General features: G+C 58.1%; 23 protein-coding genes. 12 read left to right on the plus strand and 11 right to left on the minus strand.

Annotated elements, in window-relative coordinates:
• The first annotated feature begins 82 nt into the window (after positions 1-82).
• From ADN00_RS06795 to ADN00_RS06805, 3 genes are all read left to right on the plus strand, one after another.
• On the plus strand, positions 83-463 hold the full coding sequence (locus ADN00_RS06795) for a Fur family transcriptional regulator (protein WP_075062213.1): 381 nt from the start codon (positions 83-85) through the stop codon (positions 461-463).
• Positions 464-788: 325 nt separating this feature from the next.
• Positions 789-1,502 carry a hypothetical protein gene (locus ADN00_RS19725; protein WP_075062214.1) on the plus strand — a complete coding sequence of 238 codons (714 nt, stop codon included), beginning with the start codon at positions 789-791 and terminating at the stop codon, positions 1,500-1,502.
• 193 nt (positions 1,503-1,695) lie between these two features.
• Positions 1,696-2,733, plus strand: a complete 1,038-nt coding sequence (locus ADN00_RS06805) for a DUF4238 domain-containing protein (protein WP_075062215.1) — start codon at positions 1,696-1,698, stop codon at positions 2,731-2,733.
• A 292-nt stretch (positions 2,734-3,025) separates the two neighbouring features.
• Here the strand turns inward: ADN00_RS06805 and ADN00_RS06810 are convergent, their stop codons facing one another.
• The 3 genes from ADN00_RS06810 to ercA form a co-directional block, all read right to left on the minus strand.
• On the minus strand, positions 3,026-4,603 hold the full coding sequence (locus ADN00_RS06810; protein ID WP_160317479.1) for a histidine kinase N-terminal 7TM domain-containing diguanylate cyclase: 1,578 nt from the start codon (positions 4,601-4,603) through the stop codon (positions 3,026-3,028).
• Positions 4,604-4,707: 104 nt separating this feature from the next.
• Positions 4,708-6,300, minus strand: coding sequence for an HD domain-containing phosphohydrolase (locus ADN00_RS06815; protein WP_075062217.1), 1,593 nt, complete (start codon positions 6,298-6,300; stop codon positions 4,708-4,710).
• The gene (gene ercA, locus ADN00_RS06820; RefSeq protein WP_075062218.1) at positions 6,284-7,432 is read right to left on the minus strand and encodes an alcohol dehydrogenase-like regulatory protein ErcA; all 1,149 of its coding nucleotides are present in this window, start codon (positions 7,430-7,432) and stop codon (positions 6,284-6,286) included. Before ercA ends, ADN00_RS06815 begins: the two co-directional genes overlap by 17 nt.
• Before the next feature lie 205 nt (positions 7,433-7,637).
• Between ercA and ADN00_RS06825 the strand changes: the two genes are divergently transcribed.
• The 7 genes from ADN00_RS06825 (at position 7,638) to ADN00_RS06855 (ending at position 12,004) form a co-directional block, all read left to right on the plus strand.
• The gene (locus ADN00_RS06825; RefSeq protein ID WP_075062219.1) at positions 7,638-8,267 is read left to right on the plus strand and encodes a methyltransferase family protein; all 630 of its coding nucleotides are present in this window, start codon (positions 7,638-7,640) and stop codon (positions 8,265-8,267) included.
• A gap of 127 nt (positions 8,268-8,394) precedes the next feature.
• The gene (locus ADN00_RS06830) at positions 8,395-8,853 is read left to right on the plus strand and encodes a maleylpyruvate isomerase N-terminal domain-containing protein (protein WP_152966279.1); all 459 of its coding nucleotides are present in this window, start codon (positions 8,395-8,397) and stop codon (positions 8,851-8,853) included.
• Positions 8,850-9,416, plus strand: a complete 567-nt coding sequence (locus ADN00_RS06835; protein ID WP_075062221.1) for an HXXEE domain-containing protein — start codon at positions 8,850-8,852, stop codon at positions 9,414-9,416. The genes ADN00_RS06830 and ADN00_RS06835 overlap by 4 nt, the downstream gene beginning before the upstream one ends.
• A gap of 12 nt (positions 9,417-9,428) precedes the next feature.
• Entirely contained in the window at positions 9,429-10,262 is an 834-nt protein-coding gene (locus tag ADN00_RS06840) for a nucleotidyltransferase domain-containing protein (RefSeq protein ID WP_075062222.1), read from the plus strand.
• Positions 10,263-10,280: 18 nt separating this feature from the next.
• A complete protein-coding gene (locus tag ADN00_RS06845; protein WP_075062223.1) occupies positions 10,281-10,766 on the plus strand; it encodes a DinB family protein in 486 nt (161 codons plus the stop codon).
• Between the two features lie 297 nt (positions 10,767-11,063).
• The gene (locus ADN00_RS06850; protein ID WP_269083463.1) at positions 11,064-11,255 is read left to right on the plus strand and encodes a helix-turn-helix domain-containing protein; all 192 of its coding nucleotides are present in this window, start codon (positions 11,064-11,066) and stop codon (positions 11,253-11,255) included.
• Positions 11,256-11,545: 290 nt separating this feature from the next.
• Complete coding sequence (locus ADN00_RS06855) at positions 11,546-12,004, plus strand: GyrI-like domain-containing protein (protein ID WP_075062224.1); 459 nt, start codon at positions 11,546-11,548, stop codon at positions 12,002-12,004.
• Positions 12,005-12,056: 52 nt separating this feature from the next.
• Here the strand turns inward: ADN00_RS06855 and ADN00_RS06860 are convergent, their stop codons facing one another.
• From ADN00_RS06860 to ADN00_RS06900, 8 genes are all read right to left on the minus strand, one after another.
• Positions 12,057-12,848 carry an ABC transporter permease gene (locus tag ADN00_RS06860; protein WP_075062225.1) on the minus strand — a complete coding sequence of 264 codons (792 nt, stop codon included), beginning with the start codon at positions 12,846-12,848 and terminating at the stop codon, positions 12,057-12,059.
• Positions 12,849-12,850: 2 nt separating this feature from the next.
• Positions 12,851-13,642, minus strand: a complete 792-nt coding sequence (locus ADN00_RS06865; RefSeq protein ID WP_075062226.1) for an ABC transporter permease — start codon at positions 13,640-13,642, stop codon at positions 12,851-12,853.
• Entirely contained in the window at positions 13,639-14,649 is a 1,011-nt protein-coding gene (locus ADN00_RS06870; protein ID WP_201781156.1) for an ABC transporter ATP-binding protein, read from the minus strand. Before ADN00_RS06870 ends, ADN00_RS06865 begins: the two co-directional genes overlap by 4 nt.
• A 110-nt stretch (positions 14,650-14,759) precedes the next feature.
• Complete coding sequence (locus ADN00_RS06875) at positions 14,760-14,987, minus strand: DUF3343 domain-containing protein (protein WP_075062227.1); 228 nt, start codon at positions 14,985-14,987, stop codon at positions 14,760-14,762.
• Positions 14,980-16,158 carry an aminotransferase class V-fold PLP-dependent enzyme gene (locus ADN00_RS06880; RefSeq protein WP_201781157.1) on the minus strand — a complete coding sequence of 393 codons (1,179 nt, stop codon included), beginning with the start codon at positions 16,156-16,158 and terminating at the stop codon, positions 14,980-14,982. The genes ADN00_RS06875 and ADN00_RS06880 overlap by 8 nt, the downstream gene beginning before the upstream one ends.
• Positions 16,155-16,364 (minus strand): sulfurtransferase TusA family protein, encoded by a 210-nt coding sequence (locus tag ADN00_RS06885; RefSeq protein WP_075062228.1) that lies wholly within the window; start codon positions 16,362-16,364, stop codon positions 16,155-16,157. The genes ADN00_RS06880 and ADN00_RS06885 overlap by 4 nt, the downstream gene beginning before the upstream one ends.
• Before the next feature lie 19 nt (positions 16,365-16,383).
• A complete protein-coding gene (gene yedE / locus ADN00_RS06890; RefSeq protein ID WP_075062229.1) occupies positions 16,384-17,508 on the minus strand; it encodes a YedE family putative selenium transporter in 1,125 nt (374 codons plus the stop codon).
• 355 nt (positions 17,509-17,863) lie between these two features.
• Positions 17,864-18,643, minus strand: coding sequence for a hypothetical protein (locus ADN00_RS06900; RefSeq protein ID WP_075062231.1), 780 nt, complete (start codon positions 18,641-18,643; stop codon positions 17,864-17,866).
• Between the two features lie 160 nt (positions 18,644-18,803).
• Between ADN00_RS06900 and ADN00_RS06905 the strand changes: the two genes are divergently transcribed.
• Positions 18,804-19,670 (plus strand): alpha/beta hydrolase, encoded by an 867-nt coding sequence (locus ADN00_RS06905; protein WP_075062232.1) that lies wholly within the window; start codon positions 18,804-18,806, stop codon positions 19,668-19,670.
• Between the two features lie 90 nt (positions 19,671-19,760).
• The gene (locus ADN00_RS06910) at positions 19,761-21,620 is read left to right on the plus strand and encodes an ArnT family glycosyltransferase (protein WP_075062233.1); all 1,860 of its coding nucleotides are present in this window, start codon (positions 19,761-19,763) and stop codon (positions 21,618-21,620) included.
• The last annotated feature ends 34 nt before the right edge of the window (positions 21,621-21,654 follow it).

Genomic DNA, 21,654 nt, shown 5'->3' on the forward strand with positions numbered 1-21,654 from the left:
TGAGGTATTATAACGCAAATCTTTGCATTTGCGAATTTTCGCGTTTTTGATCTTGCGGTATAATCAACTCCGGAGGCAAAGCATGCGCACATCATCTGTGGATCAGGTCATCCTCGATGTTCTGGCGGAAGAACATCACCATCTCACCGCTCAGCAGGTGTACGAACACATCCGCGAGCGCATGCCCGCCGTCAACCCCTCCACCATTTACCGCTCGCTGGAACGCCTGGCCTCCGAAGGCAAAATCTCCGTCTCGGATATGGGCCAGGGCGCAACGGTGTTTGAATCGCTGGCCGACGGCATGCACCATCACCTGGTCTGCCAGAGCTGCGGAAAATGCATCACCGTCGATCACCAGCTCGTGGGGCAATTCTTCGCCCAGGTGGAAAAGCAGCTTGAGTTTCAGGTTCTGACCAATCATCTGATCTTGTTCGGCATTTGCAAAGAATGCCAGGCTAAATAAGTCCAACGCCCCCGGCCTGGGGGCGTTTCTATTTCTGGCTATTGCATCAGATATCGATCCTGGAGGGTCAGTGTTGCGGGCGTAATGCTTAACTCGGATGGCGTCACGCACCTGGTCCAGGCGTTTTTTGGGGCGGTTTTGCATGGTTATGTTCTGGAAAATTGCATGCAAGATTGGATGGCTGTATAATTTTCGCATGATCATTTTGAACCACTCTGATGGTTCAGAATACTACTGAATATCGTAGTAAATCAGTGGTATATACGGATATTTTTCGTATATATATTGTTGGGCTGAAAAAGCATAAGCAAAGAGAAAAGTCAACATGCCATTAATTCATACTTTAGCAAGTTACATAAAGGGCGATGGGGAGTTTTCAGGATTATCTGGCATTCAAGCAGACCAACGAGACTTTAGCCCCTTTTTAGTGCATTTTACTTCTTATATGAGTATGGAAATTTTAAGAAGGGCAATTGAGTTGGAAGCACTTCCTAAAGATATTCATCAATTGTTAAGTGTGGCAGATAACGAATCGATGAATATAGTAAGGAGAATTTCCGAATCTAATAGTTTACTTTCGTCCAAGCCAAAAAATAAAGATGGTACAGAGCAACAAATTAGCAAATGTATTTGCTTTTCAGAATGTAACATATCAGGCATCATTTCTCACGCTGAAAGATATGGACGATTCGGTTTCATTTTCAGCAAAAGTGTTTTATTTGGTCTTGGTTGCAGGCCTTGTTTATATGTAGACGAAGAAATTTATACAATTATTTCAAAAAACTTTAGCAGCGACGATATAACCACGCCAACAGGAAGGCTTTATTCGTTGGCTAATATTTACACCCCGCCAGGCCATGGAAAAGTACAGGACTTTACTCATGAAAGAGAATGGCGGTTATTTCAAGATTTAAGTTTTGACGTTGCGTCACCTATTATGTTAATTACACCGTCTCAATATGCTAGTGAAGTTTCAAGGTTGTTCGATTCTGTAGACAACATCATTCCACTAAATTATTTGTATCAAATGGGCGCATAAATGCTTTGCCAGCGAGTCGTCATCCCAAGACCGCACCCGACACAGCGTGCACCTAACGCGGGGGATTCTGCGCCGCTTTCGGGCTTTTTCCTACGCCCAAGCAGAATCCTGCACCCAAGCCGACTCCAACGCCCGCCCACACGCAGGTAACGTAAACCGTCAGGCGCTGTCAGTTTAGTTCCATTTATTTTATATGCAACAAATAACCCACAACAATCACTTTGTTCCCCAATTGTATTTGAAACAATGGAGTGATGACGGGATTCATATATGGTCATATCGTATTTTGGTTTCTCATGAGAAGGTACAGGAATGGAGGCTTCTCCCTATTAGTGGCGTAGCCTATCAGCGTGACTTGTATACAACTTCTGTTAATGGGAATGAAGTTGATGAATTCGAGAAATGGTTAGAACGAGAATTTGAAAACCCAGTTCAGGAAAGCATCAACAAAGTTCTGAGGGATGAGGGCTTGGCAACTTCAGATTGGGAACGCTTAGCCACATACTTAGGTGCTCAAGATGTTAGAACTCCATTAAGTTACGTGGAAATGACGGAACGCTGGAGAAAGACTTTGCCGCATTTAATGCAAGATACTTTAGAAAAATCTATAAAAAAACTTGAGCAAGCACGAAACGATGGTGAAAAAACTCGCCTGCGTTCAGAGAATAACGAATTTTTCAACAACGCATTTGATATCCAAATCCATCGAGCTAGCGAAATAGATGAGAAACAAGGGTATATTGAAGTAAAGGTCGTTGCAGGGCGAGCACTTTGGCTAGAGAGTCAGAAAATGTTGTTGACAAAAACGGTAGAAGCATTAAAAAAGCACAAATGGAGCATTGTTTACCCAACACAAGGTTATCAATGGTTTACATGTGACCATCCAGTTGTAAAGTTAAACTATTATGGGAACGGTAACTACGATTTAATGGGTGGATGGGGAAATAAAGGGACAAATATAATTATGCCTCTTTCTCCACGTCATCTACTTTTTACGCAAATTGGGGATGAGTTTCCAGAACGATTTACCCTAACTCCCAAGCAAACTAAACTGTTTCAAAGATTTATTGCTGAAAGGTCAATGAGATGGATTTTTGCCGATAAGCCCCTAGGTATAGTGAGAAAGTTACGGCCTCGTCACATTGACCCTGAAGCATATAGTCAAGAAATAGAACAGTGGAAAAAGTGGCATGAAGAGCAAAGCAAAGCAGAAAACAACAAAAGCGACTAACACCGCGTGCCGTTGACAAGTGCAGGCTTTGCCCCACTTTCGGGGAATAGGCAGCCGGTAGTTTTTCCTGCCAATCCCCCACCACACGCCGCTAACGCAAACCGTTAGGCATCCATCCTGCCTGTCAACTTACTTAGCCCAAATTCCAGTCTGCTATCAACAATCTTTGCCGCGTTCGTAGAACCGTCAACGAATTTGTCTGGAAAAATTCAGCAATTTCACAATCGGGGTTCTAAGATTTATTTCTGCGCCATTGCCAACCCCTTCCCTTTTCGCGAAGGGTGAGGCGCTCTCAGGCCGCCGCGGTTTGCGGATTCTCTTCCCAGACGCACACCTGGTTGCGCCCGCTGTTCTTGGCCTGGTACAGGGCCTGGTCGGCGCAGTCAATCAACTGATTCAAAGTTCGCCCCGGAGATTGAGAAAGGCTGGCCACACCCAGACTGATCGTGATTTGAATCTCGCCCTGATCGGTATCAACGCGCAGCTTTTCAGCGCGCGCGCGCAGGCGCTCGGCCGTCTGGCTGGCCGCGTCCAGGTCGGTTTCGGGCAGAGCGATGATGAATTCTTCGCCGCCAAAGCGCGCGCTGATATCAAAGGCGCGCAGACCCAAAAAGCATTCCTGCGCCAGCTGGTTGAGCACCTGATCACCCACCAGATGCCCATGCGTGTCATTGACCAATTTGAAGTAATCAATATCCAGCAGAATAACCGAGAGATCGTGCCGGTAGCGCAGGGCGCGTTCCAATTCCTGGTTGGCCAGCAGCGAGAAGTAGCGCCGGTTGAACAAGCCGGTCAGGTCATCGGTAATGGCCAGATGGCGCAGCTTTTCCTGAACGCGAATCCGGTCGCTGATATCACTCAACGCCACCACCTGCCCTACCACCGCTCCCGAAGCAGTTTGCAGGCTGGAAATATGAATCTCGTAAGAAGTCTCCTCCCCTGCCGGGTACAGCTTGAAATCCTGAATCAAAGGGCTGCTCTGCGCGGCCAGCTTGAACCACTCAGCGGGGATGGGCAGCACCTCATATAGCGGCTTGCCCACACATTGGTTCAAACTCATCCCCAGAATGCGCTCGCCAGCCGGGTTCACATCCATAATGCAGGCCTTGTCATTGAGCACAATCACCCCGCTCTGCAGGCTGTCAATTAACAGGTCGCGGGCCACCGGCACCAGGTCAAACAGGTGATAGCGAAACAGCGCCCAGGCCATCACCAGGTTGCTCAACCCAAAGGTTAAGGGGGTCGCGTCATGCAGGCGCAGCGGCAGCCAGCCCAGGGCAGTTACCACACTGGTCACCCAGGGAATCAGAATCCCCACCAGCAGAACGCCAATCTGCAGGCGGTATAGATGGTTGGCGATCAGGTAATGCACCAGAATCAGGAGTGTGGTAATGACGATCAGAGTGTAAGCGTAAACCGTAAACACGCCGAACAGCGGACCGTCGGTAAAGCGCAGGTGCGTGAACAGGCTGCCCTGCGCCAGCGCCGGCTCTACCCGAAACAAATGGTGAGCGCCGTCCGTCCAGATCAGGCCCAGCACCGCCAGCGAAACGGGCGTCAGCCATCGCCAGTCGAAGCGCGAAAGCAGGCCGGAGCGGCGGTTATACTCCACGCCAAACGCCAGGTAGAACAACGGCGCGGCCACCGCGCCGAAAAACTGGGCGTTGTTCCAGAAGAGCTTACCCTCCAGACTGGGGGAGAGCAGCTGCAACAAGTAGGTCAGGCACCATTCGGCTTCAACAAAGGCCAGCATCGCCAGCGGCTTCGCCCCCGGAACCGGCTTGCGCAGCCAGGCATACCAGCCAATTGCGACGCAAATGCTGGCCGAGAGGAGGTATGCGAAGATAGAAAGCAGTCGAAGCGCAGTCACAATTAAGTTATCGGCAGGAGTTCCCAATAGTTAATCCCAGAGGCTATGGACGGTCTGTTCTCTGCCAGCCCGCGCCAAAAACGGCTGGCGGACAGATACCCCCATCATTCGTCCAATCCGCAAATATCCACCACCCGGGAGAAAAAGACATTGACCAATGCCGGGTCAAACTGCGTTCCGGCATTGTCTTGGATGTAAGCCACCACCTGATCGAGCGGCCAGGCGGCGCGGTACGGCCGGTCCGAGAGCAGCGCGTCCCACACATCCACAATGCTGAAAATCCGCGCCGTCAGCGGAATCTCTTCGCCTTTCAGCCCGCGCGGGTAACCCGACCCGTCCCAGCGCTCGTGATGGCAGTAGGGAATATCCAGGGCGGACTGCAAGAACGTGATCGATGAGAGCATGTCGTAGGCCAGCCGCGGATGCTGACGCATCACATCCCACTCTTCGGGGCTGAGCGGCCCCGGCTTGAGCAAAATATGGTCGGGGATGCCCATTTTGCCAATATCATGCAGCAGCGCGCCGCGCCCAATATGCTCCAGCGCCTCGCGGTCGAAGCCCATTTCCCGCGCCATGCAAATCGTCAGGTCGCGCACCCGGCGGGTGTGCTGGCCGGTTTCGTGCTCGCGCAGTTCCAGCGCGTTGGCCCAGCCTTCCAGCGTAGCCGCGTAGGCCTGCGCCATCTCCAGGTTCGACTTTTCCAGGTTCGCGTACATCTGTCCATTATCGATGGCAATCGCGATTTGCGAAGCGAAATTTTCCAGGTAGCCAAACCACTCATTGGTGGGGTGAAAAGGAACGCGCTGAAACAGTTCCAGCACGCCCAGCACCTGGCTCTTGGCGTGCAGGGGCAGGCCCACATAAGCGATAAAGCCCTCATCTGCCACCACCTCATCAAAACAAAACTGATTGCGCAGGTTCTGCATATCCGCCAGAAAGGTCAGGTGCTGCAGCGACTGCGCCGGCAGGCAGCGGCGCTGGCTGAGATGCCGCGGCTGCACGCCTTCCAGCGATTTGGAAAAACCCACCCAGGCCGCCGGAAGCAGGTTTTTCTTCTCGTCCAGCAGATAAATCACCGCCGCGTCCGATTTTAAGGACTCGACGGTCATGGTAAGGATGCCATCCAGCATCGATTTGAACTGGTGATTGGAAGAGATTTGCAGGTCGATCTGGTGCAGCGTGTTGAGATGCTCCATCTGGCGCTGCAGGCGGTTTTCCGTCTGCAGGCGCGTGCGGATCTCCCTGCCCACCACAATCATATAGTGCTCTTCATTAAATTTAACCGGTGTGCTGTTCAGCTCAAAGGGAAGGTTCTCGCCGTTGGCAGAGCGCAGCCAGACGTGCATGCTATGGCAGCCCGCCTCAGGATTACTGGCCGTGGGATTCAAACAGTCGCGGATCTGTTCAGGCGAGGGCGAAGAGACCAGGCTAACAAAATCGCTGCCCAGCAGTTCCTGGCTGGGATAGCCCAACTGCTTTTCCACCGAGAGCGTTACATCGCGGATGCGTCCGTCGGGAATACTGATGAGAAAGAAACATTCCCTGCTCTGGTCAAGCAGGGCGCGAAAGCGTTCCAACTCATTCAGCCTTGATTGAAGCTGCGGATAATAGCTCTTTCGGTAAGAGGTCTCCCCCAGACCGATGATCTTATCGCGCAGTTCGTTGGACTGCCAGTTGGAATTAGAATGCTCTTCCATAGATTTCTTCAATGTTGGCCAGTTGTACCGGTTTTGGATTGGTGGCAATACAAGGGTCGTGGACGGCCTTGCCGGCCAAAGCGTTCAGGTCGCTCATCGACACGCCGATCTCATGCAGCGAACCTTCGATTCCCACCTGGCGGCGAAACTGCCGCAAAGCCTGAATGATCTCGGCGCGCTGCTCCGCGGGCGGCAGAGCGGCCAGATCCAGCCCCATGGCGCGGGCAATATCAAGATAGCGCCCAGACGCCTGGTCAAAATTATACTCCACCGCGAATTCCAGCAGTAAAGCGTTGCATTCGCCGTGCGCCAGGTCCAGGTAGCCGCCCAGGCTGTGCGCCATGGCATGCACAATTCCCAGGCTGGCGTTGGAGAAGGCCAACCCTGCATGCATGCAGGCCAGCATCATCTGGTTACGCAGATCAAGGTTCTTCAGGTCCTTAAACAGGGCCGGCAGCGCCCGCCAGGCGATGCGGATCGCCTCCAGCGCGTGCAGATCGGTAATCGAAGAAGCGGCATTCGACACATACGCCTCAAAGGCGTGGGTCAGCGCGTCCATACCGGTGCAGGCCGTCAGGTAAGCGTCTTTGGTGGTGGTGGTTACCGGGTCAATCAACGCCACATCGGGCACCACCGTTTTCGAGATGATGGCAATTTTCACCTTGCGGCGGGTATCGTTGATGATGGCAAATTGCGAAATATCAGCCGCGCTGCCGGCGGTGGTGGGAATGCAGATCAGCGGCGGGCCGGGAATGGGTACCTCATCCACGCCTTCAAAGTCCAGAATCGAGCGCTGGTTGTAGCTGACAATCCCAATTCCTTTGGCGCAGTCCATTGGGCTGCCGCCGCCGATGGCGATGATCAGGTTGCAGTTCTCGCGCAGAAACAGTTCAGCCCCGGCCATCACCTGGCTGTCGCGCGGGTTGGGAGAAACATCAGAAAACACGGTGGACGATAACCCGGCCTCGCGCAGATTGGCCAGCAGCGCATCCACCCAGCCGGCGCGGATAACGCCCTCATCGGTTACCACTAAAACTTTTCGACCGCCAAAATTATGGGCATAGCGCGCTGCCATATCGCGTGCGCCTATGCCGTAGACGATTTCCGGCGCGACAAACTTTCGCAGTTCCATGGTTCACCTGTATTTTTCCCAGCGCAAATCGCCGCGTTTGATTGATATTGAAAGTATATCGGTTTCTGAAACGCCGCGCAACTACATGCAAACAGACAGGCCGGCAACCAACCTTCGCGACCTAACTTTGGATAGGCGCGCACCCAACCCTACCGGGGGTATAAAAAAAGCGTTGGCATCAAACGTATTTGTAAGGAGATAGACCATGATTACTGAAGATATCTGGAGTCATTTTGGCAGTTGGTGGGCAGTTGCCCTGTGGATTGTATTGTACGGCGTGTTTCTGCTGTTCATGCCCTTCTACAAGAAGAGCCAGCGCAAGCCCTCTACGGCTTACATGGCCTTTGTGGTCGCCTACGCCCTGGAGATGTTCGGCATCCCGATGAGCATGTTCATCATCGGCTGGGCGTTTGGCATCACCCTGCCCGAAGGCGTGCTGTGGGGCCACACCCTGGGCCAGTGGATCGGCTACTGGGGTATGTACCTGGGAATCGCCACCAGCCTGCTGGGCGGTATGCTGATCTTCTTTGGCTGGCGGCGCATCTATAAGGAATACTGGAGCCGGAATGAAGGAACGGGCAAAATCGTCACCGGCGGCATTTACCGCTACATCCGCCACCCGCAGTACACCGGCTTTATGCTGGTCACCCTGGGCATGATGATGGAATGGGCCACCCTGCCTCTGCTGATCATGTGGCCAATCCTGGGCGTCATCTATTACCGCCTTGCCCTGCGCGAAGAAAAAGATATGCTGGCCGAGTTCGGTGAGGCCTATGCCCAATACCGCCAGCAGACCGGCATGTTCCTGCCGCGATGGGGAAAAGCAAAAGCTTAAACCACAGCCCAATACAGGGTGGGTGATCATCAGGGCGCGGCGCTGCCGCGCCCTGTTTTTTGCCCGAGCGCAGGGTTTACAACCGGGAGTACAATAGAAAAAAATCCACCCGCAGCGAGGTTAAAGTATGACAAACTCCCCTTATCATCAAGATAATGCCGCAATGCTCGAACGCCTGCGCGAGTTCGCGGCGCGCGCTACTCAAGCCGATCTATGCCAACCCATGCCCGCTGGCTGGACGGTAAGCGCGGTACTGGCGCATCTGGCCTTTTGGGACACGCGCGCCAGCACCCTGATGCGCCAATGGCAGGCTGAGGGCATCACCCCCTCGCCCATTGACGTGGACGTGATCAACGAGGTAACCCGCCCGCTGTGCCTGGCGATAGAGCCGCGCGCCGCGCTGGAGCTGATGCTGCGCTGCGCTGCCGAAGTGGACGCGCTGATTGAGGCCAGCGACCCGGCCTTTCTGCGCCAAATGGAAACCGACGGCCAAACCGTGCACCTGAATCGCGGTCAGCACCGCCGCACCCACCTGACCGAGATCTACCAGGCGCTCGGCTGGGCGCCGGACGCGCAGCAGGAATGACAGCGGCCCCCGCTCCCCTGCCGGTAGACATTGCCAACCTGATGTGGCTGCTGCCGGTGGTCTTTATGCTGCACGACTTTGAAGAAATCATCATGATCAAACCCTGGCTGGCGCGCGGCCTGCCAGCGATTCAGGAGCGATACCCGCGCCTGGCGCGCCTGATCGCGGGCAGCACCGGCGGGCTGTCGCAGCCGGCCTTTGCCCTGATCGTCGCCGAAGAGTTTGTAATCATCAGCCTGCTCACCTGGCTGGCAGTGGCTGCGTCCAACCTCACCCTCTGGCTGGCCCTGTTGATGGGCTTCTTCGTGCATCTGCTGATGCACATCGGCCAGTTCATTGCCGCGCGCGCCTACGTGCCGGTGATCCTCACCAGCCCGCCCGCGGCGGCCTACTGCCTCTACGCGGCATGGCAAATCAACCAGCTTTATCCCATCGACTGGCCAAAAATCTGGCTCTGGTCTGCCGCCGTGGCCGCGTTGATCGTCATCAACCTGGCCGCCGCCGTGCGCCTGGCAAAAGGCTTCGACGCCTGGCTGCAGACCCATTTTTCCGCCGCTACCTGAAAGGACCCACCCATGCAAACCAACACCCGCCATCTTCAACTCGCGCAAGAGATTGCCCGGCGCCTGGAGCCATTCCCCGCCGTTCAGGCCGTGGCTGTGGGCGGCTCGCTGGCCGGCGGGCACGCCGACGAGACATCCGATATTGACCTGTACGTCTTCACCACCGCCGAGATTCCCCTGGCCTTCCGTAAAGCCATCATCGAAGAACTGGGCGCGTCCCACGCCGACCTGGACCTGCGCTTCTGGGACCCCGGCGACGAGTGGGTGCACGCTGACACCGGCATCGAAGTGGACATGGTGTATTGGGACACAGCCTGGATCAGCGAGCAGTTGGAGCGCGTGCTGGGACAGCAGCAGGCCGGCACCGGCTACACCACCTGCTTCTGGCACACCATCCGCCTCATCCAACCCCTCTTCGACCGCCAGGGCTGGCTGGCCGCCCTGCGGGACAAAGCCGCCCAACCTTACCCGCCCGCCTTGCGCCAGGAGATCATCGCCAAGAATATGGCCGTCATCCGCGGCTGCATCCCCGCCTACGAGAGCCAGGTCAACAAAGCCTTGCGGCGCGGCGACGCGGTCAGCGTCAATCACCGCCTGGCGGCCCTGCTGGCCAGCTACTTCGACGCCCTGTTTGCCTACAACTGGCTCACCCACCCCGGCGAGAAACGTCTGGTAGAATATGCCTTAAAGCACTGCCGCCGCGCCCCCGCCGGCATGGCCGCAGAGATCAACACCGTGCTGCGCCTGGCCGGGGACATGCGCCCCGAACTGAGCGGCGCGCTGGCCGGGCTGATCGACGGGCTGGAGGCGTGCCTGGCTTCCGGCGAACTGCCGCCGCTGGATTGATCAACCAGGAGGAAACCAATGACCGCAGCAATGACCAAAAAGGAATTTTTACGCACCCTGCGCGCCCAACGCGCCCAATGGGAAGCCCTGGTGGCGTACATTGACGCGCGCGACATGCTGAAACCCGGCCCCGACGGCGGCTGGAGTGTGAAAGACATCATCGCCCACATCACCTGGTACGAGCGCGAAACCGTGGGCATGCTGCGCGCCCGCGCCCTGGAAGGCTCGGACTGGTGGTACCTGCCCCTCGACGAGCGCAACCAGCGCATTCATGAGGAAGTGAGCCGCCTGCCCCTGGACGCCGTGCTGGACGAAGCCGACATGGTCTTTGCCGACCTGCTCAACGAGGTTGAACAGCTCAGCGAAGCAGACCTGCACGACGTAACCCGCTTTGAAGGCTGGCCCAGCGACTGGGTACCGTGGAAAGCCATCGCCAGCAACAGCTACGAACATTACCAGCAGCACCTCCCCGACTTGCTGCGCTGGGTCAAGCTGGAAGAGTAACCCCCGCTTACGCCTTTCGGGCGCTCTTGTAGGGTGGCGTTGGCTGCGAATCCGCGGCCCGTTGACTGCCCCCGTGGAACTGCGCGGCGAGTCCAACGCAGCCAACCCACCGTCTTCTTTTGCCTTGCTAACCTTGATTATCCACTTAACTTTTGAGTATGATCAACTTGCGAACAAATTCAGAGGGGAATAGCCATGAAAGACGAAATCTTCCAGGAGCTTATAGCCAGTGTATAAGTAGGCGGACAAATTCTTCGCGGGGAGAAAGAACCCTCGCGCCGTTTTCAGCTCGACAGCCTGGATATTAAAAACATTCGCGAAAAATATAACCTTACTCAGCAGCAATTCGCCGCCATGCTGGGAATCAGCGTGCGCACCCTGCGCAACTGGGAGCAGGGACGGCGTGTACCCAAAGGCCCTGCGATGGTATTGTTGCGCGTGGCCGATAAGCACCCCAAGGCAGTGTTGGATGTGGTGAGCGAGATGTAGGGTGGCGTTGGCTGCGAATCCGTGGCACGTTGACTGCCCCCGTGGAACTGCGCGGCGAGTCTACCGCAGCCAACCCACCGGCTTGTTCCATGCAACGTTGGCGCGGCGGGTCCGCACCCTTAGAACAGGCAACAAGCATGCCAGGAGCGCCAAACCCGCCCCGCCATTCTTCCTCTCCCCCGCTTCGCGGGGGAGGCGGAGGGGGCATTCCTCATTTCCCTCTTGCATTAATAGAAATTAAGTTCTATAATCAATTCAACGTCAAATCTTTTTCTACCAAGAGGGAAGTAATGAACACACCATTTGAAAAAATCAGCGTGCCCGCGCGGCCAGTGTTATCTGTCCGCAAGACCACCAGCGTGGAGAACCTGCCCGCCGAACTGGGGCGCGCCTACCAGGCGGTTATGCTCTACCTGCAAGAGCTGAACGAGCAGCCCGTAGGCGAGCCTTTCGCCATCTACTACAACATGGATATGCAGGCCCTGGATGTGGAAATGGGCTTTCCGGTGCGCGCCGGGCTGCCGGGCCGCGGCGAGGTGCAGGCCAACCTGCTGCCGGCGGGTGAGATCGTCACCAGCGTGCATCAGGGCCCCTACCCAAGCATGGCACCCACCTACGAGGCCATGACCGCCTGGATGCAGGAAAACCACTACCAGCCCAGCGGCGTCGTGGGCGAGTTTTACCTCAACGACCCCGAAGAAGTGAAACCCGAAGAAGTCTTAACCCGCATCGAGTTCTACCTGTTGTAAACGCAAACAGCGGGGCTGTCGTTGATGCGGCAGCCCCGCTTTGAATTTTTGGCTAACTCGACGCGCTGGCGTAACGCCGCGTGGCGCGGTCGAAGACCCAAGACGCCCCCACCAGCATCACCGCCGCCAGCGCCAGCCCGCCCGCCAGCATCCAGGGGTTCAACTGCCCGGTGAGCGCCTGGGCGGGGATGCTGGTCATCATACCCACCGGCACCAGCCAGGTGAGCGCGAAGCGCAGCGCGGGCGGGTAGATCTGCACCGGGTAGCGCGCCAGTTGAAACACGGCGTCAAACACCCAGGTGAACACCATCCCCGGGCTTTGAAAGGCCAGCGAGGTGAAAGCCAGCAGCGCGGCGTAGAGCAGCACCACCGCCGCCAGCAGCGCCAGCCCAAACAGCAGCCAGTTTTCCAGGCCAATGGGCTGCTGCGCGCGCGTCACCGCCGCGGCCAGCACCCCCACCCCCAGCAGCAAGTCGAACAGGGCAAAGAAGCGCCAGCGCCGGAAGGTCACCAGAAAGCGCGTGTTGGCCGGGCGCAGCAGGGTAAAGTCAAACTGCCCGTTCCAGATCTCCTGTCCCAACCCGGCCAGCGCCTCCAGACTGGGGCCGATGAACAGCCCGCGCAGCGCGCTCACCACCAGGTACACCCCCAGAATGGCCAGCGCCGAAGCGTAGTCCCAGCCGCTGATCTGCCGCACCTGAGCGAAAAGCACGCTCATCCCCAGCACCCCCACCCCCAAATTGAGCAGCGAATGCAGCACCTGCATCCAGAAGTTCTCGCGGTAGGCCAGTTCTTCCTGCGCCGAGGCGCGCATTAACGCGCCGATCAATTTCATCCAGTACATGCTTAACCTCCCACCGCGCTGTAACGTTTGATCCCCGCGCGCCACATCAGCGCCGCCAGCAGCAGCGCCAGCGCTGCCCAACCGGCCTGCACCGCCAGCCCAAAGGCCACCTCACCCGCCGGCAGACCGTCCATCAGCACCTCCACCGGGAAGCCCACCATGTAGCGGAACGGCAGCAGCCGCGCCGCGCCCTGCAGAAGGCCGGGCAGCAGCGTTACCGGGGCGACCACGCCGGAGAGCAGAAAGACCAGCGCGTCTTGCACGGCCAGCAGCGCGTCGGCGCGCGTGTACCAGAAGGCCAGCAGTGCCAGCCAGTAACCCCACACAAAGCGCAGCAGCCAGGCCAGCGCCAGCGAGAGTAGAAACAGCAGCAGCGCGGATCCGCTCACCTGCATCTCCGGGCGCAGAATCAAGGCCAGCGCGCCGGCCACCGGCAGCACAAAGGCCAGGGTTACCGTCTTCCCGGCCGCCTCGGACGAGAGCACCTGGTACACCGCCGGCAGCGGCTGCAGCAGCCAGGTGTTCAGCTCGCCCATGCGGATCACGTCGCCCAGCGTCCAGTTGGCCTGGGCGTAGGTGAACTGGTTGACGAAGATCAGCACCAGGTAATAGGCCGCGAACCCGCCGCGGCTGTACCCGCCCAGGCTGCCCTGCCCGGCCGCCGCCGACCAGACCAGCAGCGAGACCAGCGGCGGCACCATCCAGCCGAAGGCCAAAATGAAAAAGAAAGCGCGGTGCTGCATCCAGCTCAGCCAGGTGCGGCGGATTAACGCCCATCCTCCCCGCAGGTTCATAGCGATCCCTCCTGATAAATCTGGTCAATCACCGCCTCAATCGGCGGGTCTTCCACCCCCAGGTCGGCCACCGGCAGGGCGTTGAGCAGGGCGGCAATCGTCTCGGTGGCGTATTCGCGGCGCACGCGCAGGCATTGGCGCTCATCCGCGCCCTCCTGCCATTCCGCGCCGTCGGGCAGGCGCACAGCGGCCAGCGCCTCGGCGCTGGTCTGCGCCAGGCTGAACTGGATCAGCTTGAACGGCGAGAGGCGCTGCGCCAGTCCATTCAGCGCGCCGTCATAAAGCACCACCCCGTGGTGGATGAGGATCACCCGCGGGCAGAGCGCCGAGACGTCGCCCATGTAGTGGCTGGTGAGCATCACCGTGCAGCCGTGCAGCTGGTTGTAGCGGCGCACAAAAGCGCGCAGGCGCGCCTGCATCGACACGTCCAGACCGAGGGTGGGCTCGTCGAGGAAGAGCACTTGCGGGCGGTGGATCAGCCCGGCCACCAGCTCGCACTTCATCCGCTCGCCCAGCGAGAGGTTGCGCGCCGGTTTGCGCAGCAGGTCTTGCATCTCCAGCAGCTCCACCAGTTCGTCAATCACCTGGTCCTGCTCGGCGCGCGGCACAGAATAGATCTCGCCCAGCACGCGGAAGGTGTCCAGCGGGGGAATATCCCACTGCAGCTGGCTCTTGTTGCCCAGCACCATGCTGATGCGGCGCAGGTAGGCGGGCTTGCGCTCCCAGGGGATAAAATCGGCCACGCGCGCCGATCCGCCGCTGGGGTACAGCAGCCCGGCGAGCATTTTCAGCGTGGTGGTTTTGCCCGCGCCGTTGGGCCCGATCAGCCCCACCATCTCGCCAGCCTGCACCGAGAAGCTCACCCCGCGCACGGCGGGCACTTCTTCGTAGGTGGGCTTGAACAGACTGCCCAGCGCGGATTTCAGGCCGGCCTGGCGCACCGGCACGCGATAGGTTTTGGTTAAATTCTGCACTTCGATCATGCGTTTGATTTCCTTTCCAAACAAAGAATCTCCTTATTGATGGTACAACATTGGTGTGCAAGTGGAGGGTTTGGAAAGAGAAAAAACCGCCGGGGATACCGGCGGCTTTCTTGAACCAACTGTGTCAGGCTAACTCAGGCGTAATCGAAAACAATTTCGCGGTAGGCGGCTTTAGCCGCGGCCAGCAATTTGACCGCCGGTTCCAGCAAGGATTTCGGCACGCGCGCGCACAGGCCGCAGTCCGAACTGAACTGGCGCGGCACAGGCACCAGTTTGCATTCCACGCCTTTATCCATCAAGATTTTTTCAAGGCGCATGGCCTGAGCAGTCGAATCGACCAGAAAATAGGCGTACTCAGTCATTGGCAATCCTTTCCACAGCCCGCAGGGCCGCGTCCACATCCTCTGCAGATGTAAAGAATCCGATTCCAAAGCGCACGGTGCCCCGCGGCAGGCTGCCCAGGCTGCGATGCGCCGCCGGGGAACAGTGCAGCCCCACCCGGCATAGAATATTGAATTCTTCGTCCAGGCGCAGCCCCACCTGAGAAGGCTCAAGCCCCTCCAGGTTAAACGACACCACCGCCACACGCTCGCCGGGGTCCAACGGGCCGTACAGGCGCGCGCGTCCGATCTGCTGCAGCTCCGCCAGCAATTGGGCGCAGAGCCGCTGTTCATGGGCGCGAATCGATTCCACCCCGCGTGCCAGCACCACCCTCACCCCAGCGTTCAGACCAGCCAGCCCCACCCCATTGGGCGTGCCGCTTTCAAAACGGTCGGGCAAAAAATCGGGGTGAATTTCGCTTTCGGAGCGGCTGCCCGTGCCGCCCTGCAGAACCGGCCGCAGACGGCCCAAATCCACCCGCTCGCCAAGGATCAGGCCGCCCGTGCCCATGGGACCCAACAGGCCTTTGTGCCCGGTGAACGCCAGCAGGTCAATCTGATCGCGCCGCATGTCCACCGGCAGGGTACCGCCCGTCTGGGCCGCGTCTACCAGCAGCATAATCCCACGGCGGCGGGTGATCTCGCCCACCTCGCGCACTGGCAAAATCGTACCGCTGACATTCGAGGCATGGTTGAGCGCCACCATCACGGTATTGTCGCGCAGGGCGTCTTCCACACGCTGGGCGTCCAACCGTCCGGCCTGGCCACACGGCACCACGCTGACCTCTACTCCCTGGCGTTCCAGATCCCTCAGCGGGCGCATCATTGAATTGTGCTCCATCCCGCTGGTAATCACATGATCGCCTGCACGCAGATAGCCATGCAAGGCCTGGTTGAGCGCCCAGGTAACATTCGCGCCGAACACCACGCGTAGCGCGTCTTCGCAGCCAAATAATTCTGCCACGGCCTCGCGTGCCGCGAACACAATCCGCGCCGCTTCCACCGAAAGGCGGTGCCCTGACCGGCCGGGGTTCGCGCCCACATTCTGCAAGAAATTCAGCATCGCCGCTGCAACCTCAGGCGGTTTAGGCCAGGATGTCGCCGGGTGGTCCAGATAAATCATCGCGTTATTGTCAGATGAAATGGTATTCATTTGGAAATCGCCAGAACAAATTCACCATCTTGCTCTTGAATGGTTACATTATATCCCTTGCGCTCAGCAATGCGGCGCACATTCTCACGCGATGTTACCGAATCCACCCACACTTCAATGGGAAAATCACCTGCCCGCATGGCCTGTTGAGCCAGCATAATCGGCTGCGGACAAGACAAACCGCGCGCGTCCACTTTTGTTGCCATCGTTTCCTCCTTTTAGCTGTTACGCCAGCTTTTCACGCATTGAAAAACCAATCAGAATACAAACCACAATTCCCAGAATCACTGCCGCCATTCCGGCCGGGGTCAGGCCGCCCACCTGCAGGGTGCCCTCCACCAGTTTATCGGGGGTGCCAGCCAGACCAAAATTGTGAGAAAAACCCGCTCCCACAATCATTCCCAAAACAAAGACCCCCGCGTCGCTGTCGCCTTCTCCAGTCAAAAAGAGCTGCCGCCCAGGGCAGCCGCCCGCCAGGGCATACGCCAAACCAGAGAGCACCATTCCCAGCACATTCCAGATCAGATTGCTATGGGCAACCGGCTGGGCCGTATAGCCGGGGTGAAACTGACCAAATGCCAGGTTGGTTAAAAACGCGGTCACCAGCAAGGCGCCCAGCCCGCTGATCAGGTGTGTGTCGCCCATTAAAATCACGTCGCGCACCGAGCCCATGGTGCAGAAGCGTGTGCGCTGGGCTAAAAAGCCAATCACCAAACCAACTCCTAAAGAGATTCCCCATGCGGCATGTAGAGCGCCGGGGCCTTTTCCTTCGGGGGTGTTAAAGATGGGACCGCCTTCAGCAAACACAGGCTGAATGACGGCCAACAGCAACAATCCGACCATCAGCAGCGGAAAAATCCACCCAACCGCGGCATACGTCTTTTGGCTGCGTCCCAGGTTATATCCATTTTTCAAAAAGATCACGCCCAGCCAGATGCCGACAGCCAGCCCAACCAGCGCCGGCAGTGCGGTCAGATCGCCGCCCGCCAGCCGAAAGTTGGCGCGCCACGGGCAGCCTAAAAACGCCAGCGCGCCGATCATCGCAAAGGCTCCGAGCACAAAGCGCACCAAAGGAGCGGAACCCGCCCGCGCCTTGAACTCGCGAAACACCAGGGCGGCTATCAGCGACCCCAGCACAAACCCGATGATCTCCGGACGGATGTACTGCACCGCTATAGCGCGGTGCAAGCCCAGCGCGCCGGCAATATCGCGCTCAAAGCAGGCCACGCAAATGCCCATGTTGGGTGGGTTTCCCAGCTTTTGCAGCAGCGAGCCAAGCGCGCCAATGATCGCGCCCACCAGCACAATTCCCCGGCGGGACGCGAAAAAACGGGTCAAACGTTCCGACATACATTCCTCCTGTACCAAGAATTAAAATACCCCGCTTTTCCCGGTGAAAAACGGTGGTTTCCCAAACCAAGAGCACGTATTTGCGCGAAAGGATGAAAATTCAAGGCATCCCTCCAAACAAAAAAAACTGCCAGCGCTTGCTGGCAGTTCGCCGGAGGGAAGGAGGATTAGACCTTCACCAAACGAAACAGCCCGATCAAGCGGCAGTTCAGGTCCTGGCGCTGACCAGCGCCAATGTGGATCACTCAGCGTAAGCGATTGCGGTTCATCAGATTCATCATAGGTCTATTATAGAAGAACTAAGAAGAAAAAGTTCTCAAAAAACAATCCGTGCACGCTGAAAAAAAAGGCCAATTCATACCGACATTGAAAACACCACCCATCCCGCCGAAAGATCCAGCAGGGCGTGAATCACCATCAGGTAGGGCAGCAGGCGCGGACGCAAGCGCAGGGCGATGCCCAGCAGCAGCGCGAAAGGCAGGAACATAATTAAGCGCCAGAGCGCGAAACGCCAGTCAAAAATCAGCGGCAGCGTGCAGTGCTGCGCGCCCAGAAAGAAAGCCGGAATCAGCACCGCCAGCCATTTCGGCGCGCCGTGCGCCTCGATGCGCGGCATCAGGTAGCCAAAATAGAGCGGCAGTTCCGCAAAGGCAATCGTAGCCGGGAAAACCACCAGCCCAATAATCGCCGCCCACAGCGGCAGGGGCAGAATCATCATCGCATTCGCCGCTTCCAGGCTGCCAAAGAGGGCCTGCGCGGCAAAATAATTCGGGGCGACGGATACCGGCCCGGCCAGCACCAGCAGGCCCAGCACGGCCAGCAGATCTTTGCCCAGGTGCTGGCGATCCAGGGCCACCATTTCGCGATATCTTCCCCCTTCAACGCGCAGGAAAACGATCAACACCCCCAGGGTGATCAGGTTGGCGGCGGCAGCAGCTACCGTCCACCACGCAGTCGAAGCCTGCCAGGGATCGGGCACGCGGTTGATGAAATAGATCAGGGCGATCAGCGCCTGGACGGCCGCGAACAAGAACCCGCGCATCAGCAGGCCAACAATCAGGCGCGCGCGGGGAATCTTCCCGTCTGCAACACGCTGCCGGATGAGTTCAAGTGGATTCAGAGTGGATTCAACCATGTTCAAACGCGCCTCCCGATGATGCTAGAAGAATAAACTCATTTTACCAACAATCCATCACCCACAGAAAACAAACAGGATCAAATCTGAAGGGTTTTTGATACAATCAAATGAATAACCCTTACCCATTGTAGAGCATTTGGAAAGCGTGGTATTTTTTATGAATTTGATCACCTTGATTAGATGGCAGCTGGCGGAATATCTGCGCCTGCCCGGAATTGTCTACCGCGGGCTGCGCATCACCTTCGCGCCGGCGCGTTCTTATGAATGCAAGGTGCAGTACGGCCCGCAGGCCCGGCAGTATGTGTACTACATTGCCCCCTACCCCAACACGCCCGCCCGCCGCGAGATCATCTTCTTCGCCCACGGCGGGGGCTGGAAGTCGTATAACGCGATGATTTTTCGCTTTGTGGGGCGCTTCTTCGCTGCGCGCGGTTACCACGCCTTGCTGGCCGGCTACCGCCCCTCGCCGCGCTTTATCCACCCCGCCCAATTGGATGATATGTACGCCTGTTTGATCACCGGCGAGCAGATTTTAGAATCGCGCGGCGTGGATTACAGCCGCATCGTGCTGGGCGGCCAGTCCGCTGGGGCACAGCTCACCGCGCTGATGGCCTACGATCAGGACGACGCCTGCCGCCGCGGCCTGGATTTGAGCCGCATTGTGGGCCTCTTTCTGCTCAGCGGACCGCTGGATTTTGCCGAATGCACCACGCGGCGCATCGGCCGGCTGGTGCGCGACTACGCCAACACGCCCACCCTCTACCAGGAAGCCAACCCTTCATTTCATGTTAAAGGTACAGAGCGCTACCCGGTGCTGTGCATTCACGGCAAGCACGATCCGCTGGTACCGTTAAGCAATTCAGTTTCGTTTGTCTCGCGCCTGAACGGTAAGGGACAGTTGCGCGTGATTGACAACGGCCACCATGCTGATCTGGCGGCGGTGTTTATCGACAAAGACGACCCGGCCACCCCCATTCTGACCGAGTGGTTGGATCGCATCGCCGCCGAGCACCCCACCCCGTGAGTCATCCGGCAGGTTCAAAAAAAGCCCAAAAACACCCCCTCAAGGTATAATTAGCCTCGCAAGGTTATATCCACATGATGGGGGAAAGACATGCCCTGGAAAAGAATCTTCTGGCTGGTTCTCATCACCGCTCTGGCTGCCTTCACACTGGCCTACACCTCACCGGCGTTTACGCACATCACCGATATTGACAGCGCCATTTTCCAGTACGCCGGGCGCGGCATCCTGCAGGGCCAGCTGCCCTACCGCGACCTGTACGACCACAAACCTCCGGCCATCTTTTATCTCGACGCGCTGGGCCTGGCGCTGGGCGGCGGCAGCCGCTGGGGCATCTGGACCCTGGAAGTGCTCTCGCTGACCGCGGCCGGGGCGCTGTGCGCCCTGTATCTGCGGCGCTTTTTTGGCAAAGTCCCCACCATTATCGCCACAGCGGCGTTTCTGCTTAACCTGACCTTTTTTCACCAGGGCGGCAACCTCACCGAAGAATACGCCCTGCCGTTTCAATTCGGCGCGCTGCTGTGCCTGGCCTGGTGGAGCAGCGGCCGGCGCCCGCGCCTGAGCGCCTTTGCGCTGGGGGCGTGCGTGGCAGCGGCGTCCACGTTTAAGCAGCCCCTGGGCGCGCTGGCGGTGAGCATTGGCCTCTTCATTTTGCTGGAAACCCTGGAAAAGCGCGATATGCGCCGCCTGCTGCCGGCCGTGCTGTGGGCGGGGCTGGGCTTTACCGCGGTGTGGGCGGGCTGGTTCGCCTTCTTCGCGTTCAGCGGCGCGCTGCCCGAATTTTGGGAGGCGGCCTTCGCCTACAACTTTGCCCTTTCGGGTATTTCCACCGTGCGGCGCTTGCAGGCGCTGGGCCGCGCCCTGGTTACCCTTTTCAACACCGCCCCATTCTTTATGCTCAGCCTGCTGGCCTGGCTGGCAGCGCTGCCATTCCTTTTACTCAACGACCAGGGGCTGCACAAGCTTGTCACCGCGCGCTGGCTGGGCTGGCTCTTCCTTTTAATGGGCGCGCTCAGCGTGTACAACGGCATCTTCCGACGCGGACTCACCCCCTACCCGGCAGAGATGTTCGGCGCGCGGCAGGTGATGGAGATCATTCTCGGCGCCGCGCTGCTGCTGCTGGGTGCGGTCTGGCTGCGCTCGCATCTACCAGAGAAGCTCTCTACGCGCCTGCATGCCCTGCGCGAAAAAAGCCACACGCCTTTACGCCTGCCGTTGCTGGTGGCCGCCATCGACCTGCCGGTGCAGTTGGTTATGATCTCGCTTTCAGGCAATAACTTCGGGCATTACTTCATGGCCGCCCTGCCCTCGCTGACGGTGCTGTGCGCTTTCTTTTTCTGGTCGCTGCTCAACTTGCCGCATAAACGCCAGGCGGCGGTATGGGCTGCAGTGCTGGCTCTGCCGGTGCTGCTGGTAGGCGCAGGGGCCGGGATTCAAAAAGACCGCGTCAGCGAAGACCGTTACACACGCCTGCTGGCGCAGTACGTGCAGTCGGTCACCCGGCCAGACGAGACCATCTTCTACTGGGGCAACCTGGTGCCGCTGTATATAGAAAGCCAGCGCCAGTCGCCAAGCTGCTTTTACTTCACCGATCCGCTGTTTCTAAAAGGCTATACCAGCCGCCAGCACACCGCTCATTTTTTGCGGGAGCTGCAATCCGCGCCGCCAGCCTTGATCATCTCCTCCGCTGGGGTAGAACGCCCATTAATCCTTCGCGATGATCCGGCGGACTGTGCCTCGCTGGCCGATATGCAGACGGTTCAGGCCCTGGCCGCCGAGCAGTTCCACACCACAAAATTCTTCATCCCCGAGGGCATGCCCGAAGTGTACGCCTGGATCTGCGCCAATTACACCGCCGAAGAGGTGGTGCTGTCGGAGAAAGACAACTGGGTCAAGACCTTCTATCACTACACCCCCGAGCGCCAGGCCCGTTCTCAGACGGACGCTCCTTAGCCGGGCAAGCGGTTTGATCCACTGCCCCCTCTTA

The organism is Ornatilinea apprima, from assembly GCF_001306115.1.
Taxonomy (GTDB): Bacteria; Chloroflexota; Anaerolineae; order Anaerolineales; family Anaerolineaceae; genus Ornatilinea; species Ornatilinea apprima.

Coding starts and splice junctions, on each gene's coding strand:
- ADN00_RS06795 (WP_075062213.1), top strand. CDS start 83: ATGCGCACATCATCTGTGGATCAGGTCATCCTCGATGTTCTGGCGGAA.
- ADN00_RS19725 (WP_075062214.1), top strand. CDS start 789: ATGCCATTAATTCATACTTTAGCAAGTTACATAAAGGGCGATGGGGAG.
- ADN00_RS06805 (WP_075062215.1), top strand. CDS start 1,696: ATGCAACAAATAACCCACAACAATCACTTTGTTCCCCAATTGTATTTG.
- ADN00_RS06815 (WP_075062217.1), bottom strand. CDS start 6,300: ATGGAAGAGCATTCTAATTCCAACTGGCAGTCCAACGAACTGCGCGAT.
- ercA (WP_075062218.1), bottom strand. CDS start 7,432: ATGGAACTGCGAAAGTTTGTCGCGCCGGAAATCGTCTACGGCATAGGC.
- ADN00_RS06825 (WP_075062219.1), top strand. CDS start 7,638: ATGATTACTGAAGATATCTGGAGTCATTTTGGCAGTTGGTGGGCAGTT.
- ADN00_RS06830 (WP_152966279.1), top strand. CDS start 8,395: ATGACAAACTCCCCTTATCATCAAGATAATGCCGCAATGCTCGAACGC.
- ADN00_RS06835 (WP_075062221.1), top strand. CDS start 8,850: ATGACAGCGGCCCCCGCTCCCCTGCCGGTAGACATTGCCAACCTGATG.
- ADN00_RS06840 (WP_075062222.1), top strand. CDS start 9,429: ATGCAAACCAACACCCGCCATCTTCAACTCGCGCAAGAGATTGCCCGG.
- ADN00_RS06845 (WP_075062223.1), top strand. CDS start 10,281: ATGACCGCAGCAATGACCAAAAAGGAATTTTTACGCACCCTGCGCGCC.
- ADN00_RS06855 (WP_075062224.1), top strand. CDS start 11,546: ATGAACACACCATTTGAAAAAATCAGCGTGCCCGCGCGGCCAGTGTTA.
- ADN00_RS06860 (WP_075062225.1), bottom strand. CDS start 12,848: ATGTACTGGATGAAATTGATCGGCGCGTTAATGCGCGCCTCGGCGCAG.
- ADN00_RS06865 (WP_075062226.1), bottom strand. CDS start 13,642: ATGAACCTGCGGGGAGGATGGGCGTTAATCCGCCGCACCTGGCTGAGC.
- ADN00_RS06875 (WP_075062227.1), bottom strand. CDS start 14,987: ATGACTGAGTACGCCTATTTTCTGGTCGATTCGACTGCTCAGGCCATG.
- ADN00_RS06880 (WP_201781157.1), bottom strand. CDS start 16,158: ATGAATACCATTTCATCTGACAATAACGCGATGATTTATCTGGACCAC.
- ADN00_RS06885 (WP_075062228.1), bottom strand. CDS start 16,364: ATGGCAACAAAAGTGGACGCGCGCGGTTTGTCTTGTCCGCAGCCGATT.
- yedE (WP_075062229.1), bottom strand. CDS start 17,508: ATGTCGGAACGTTTGACCCGTTTTTTCGCGTCCCGCCGGGGAATTGTG.
- ADN00_RS06900 (WP_075062231.1), bottom strand. CDS start 18,643: ATGGTTGAATCCACTCTGAATCCACTTGAACTCATCCGGCAGCGTGTT.
- ADN00_RS06905 (WP_075062232.1), top strand. CDS start 18,804: ATGAATTTGATCACCTTGATTAGATGGCAGCTGGCGGAATATCTGCGC.
- ADN00_RS06910 (WP_075062233.1), top strand. CDS start 19,761: ATGCCCTGGAAAAGAATCTTCTGGCTGGTTCTCATCACCGCTCTGGCT.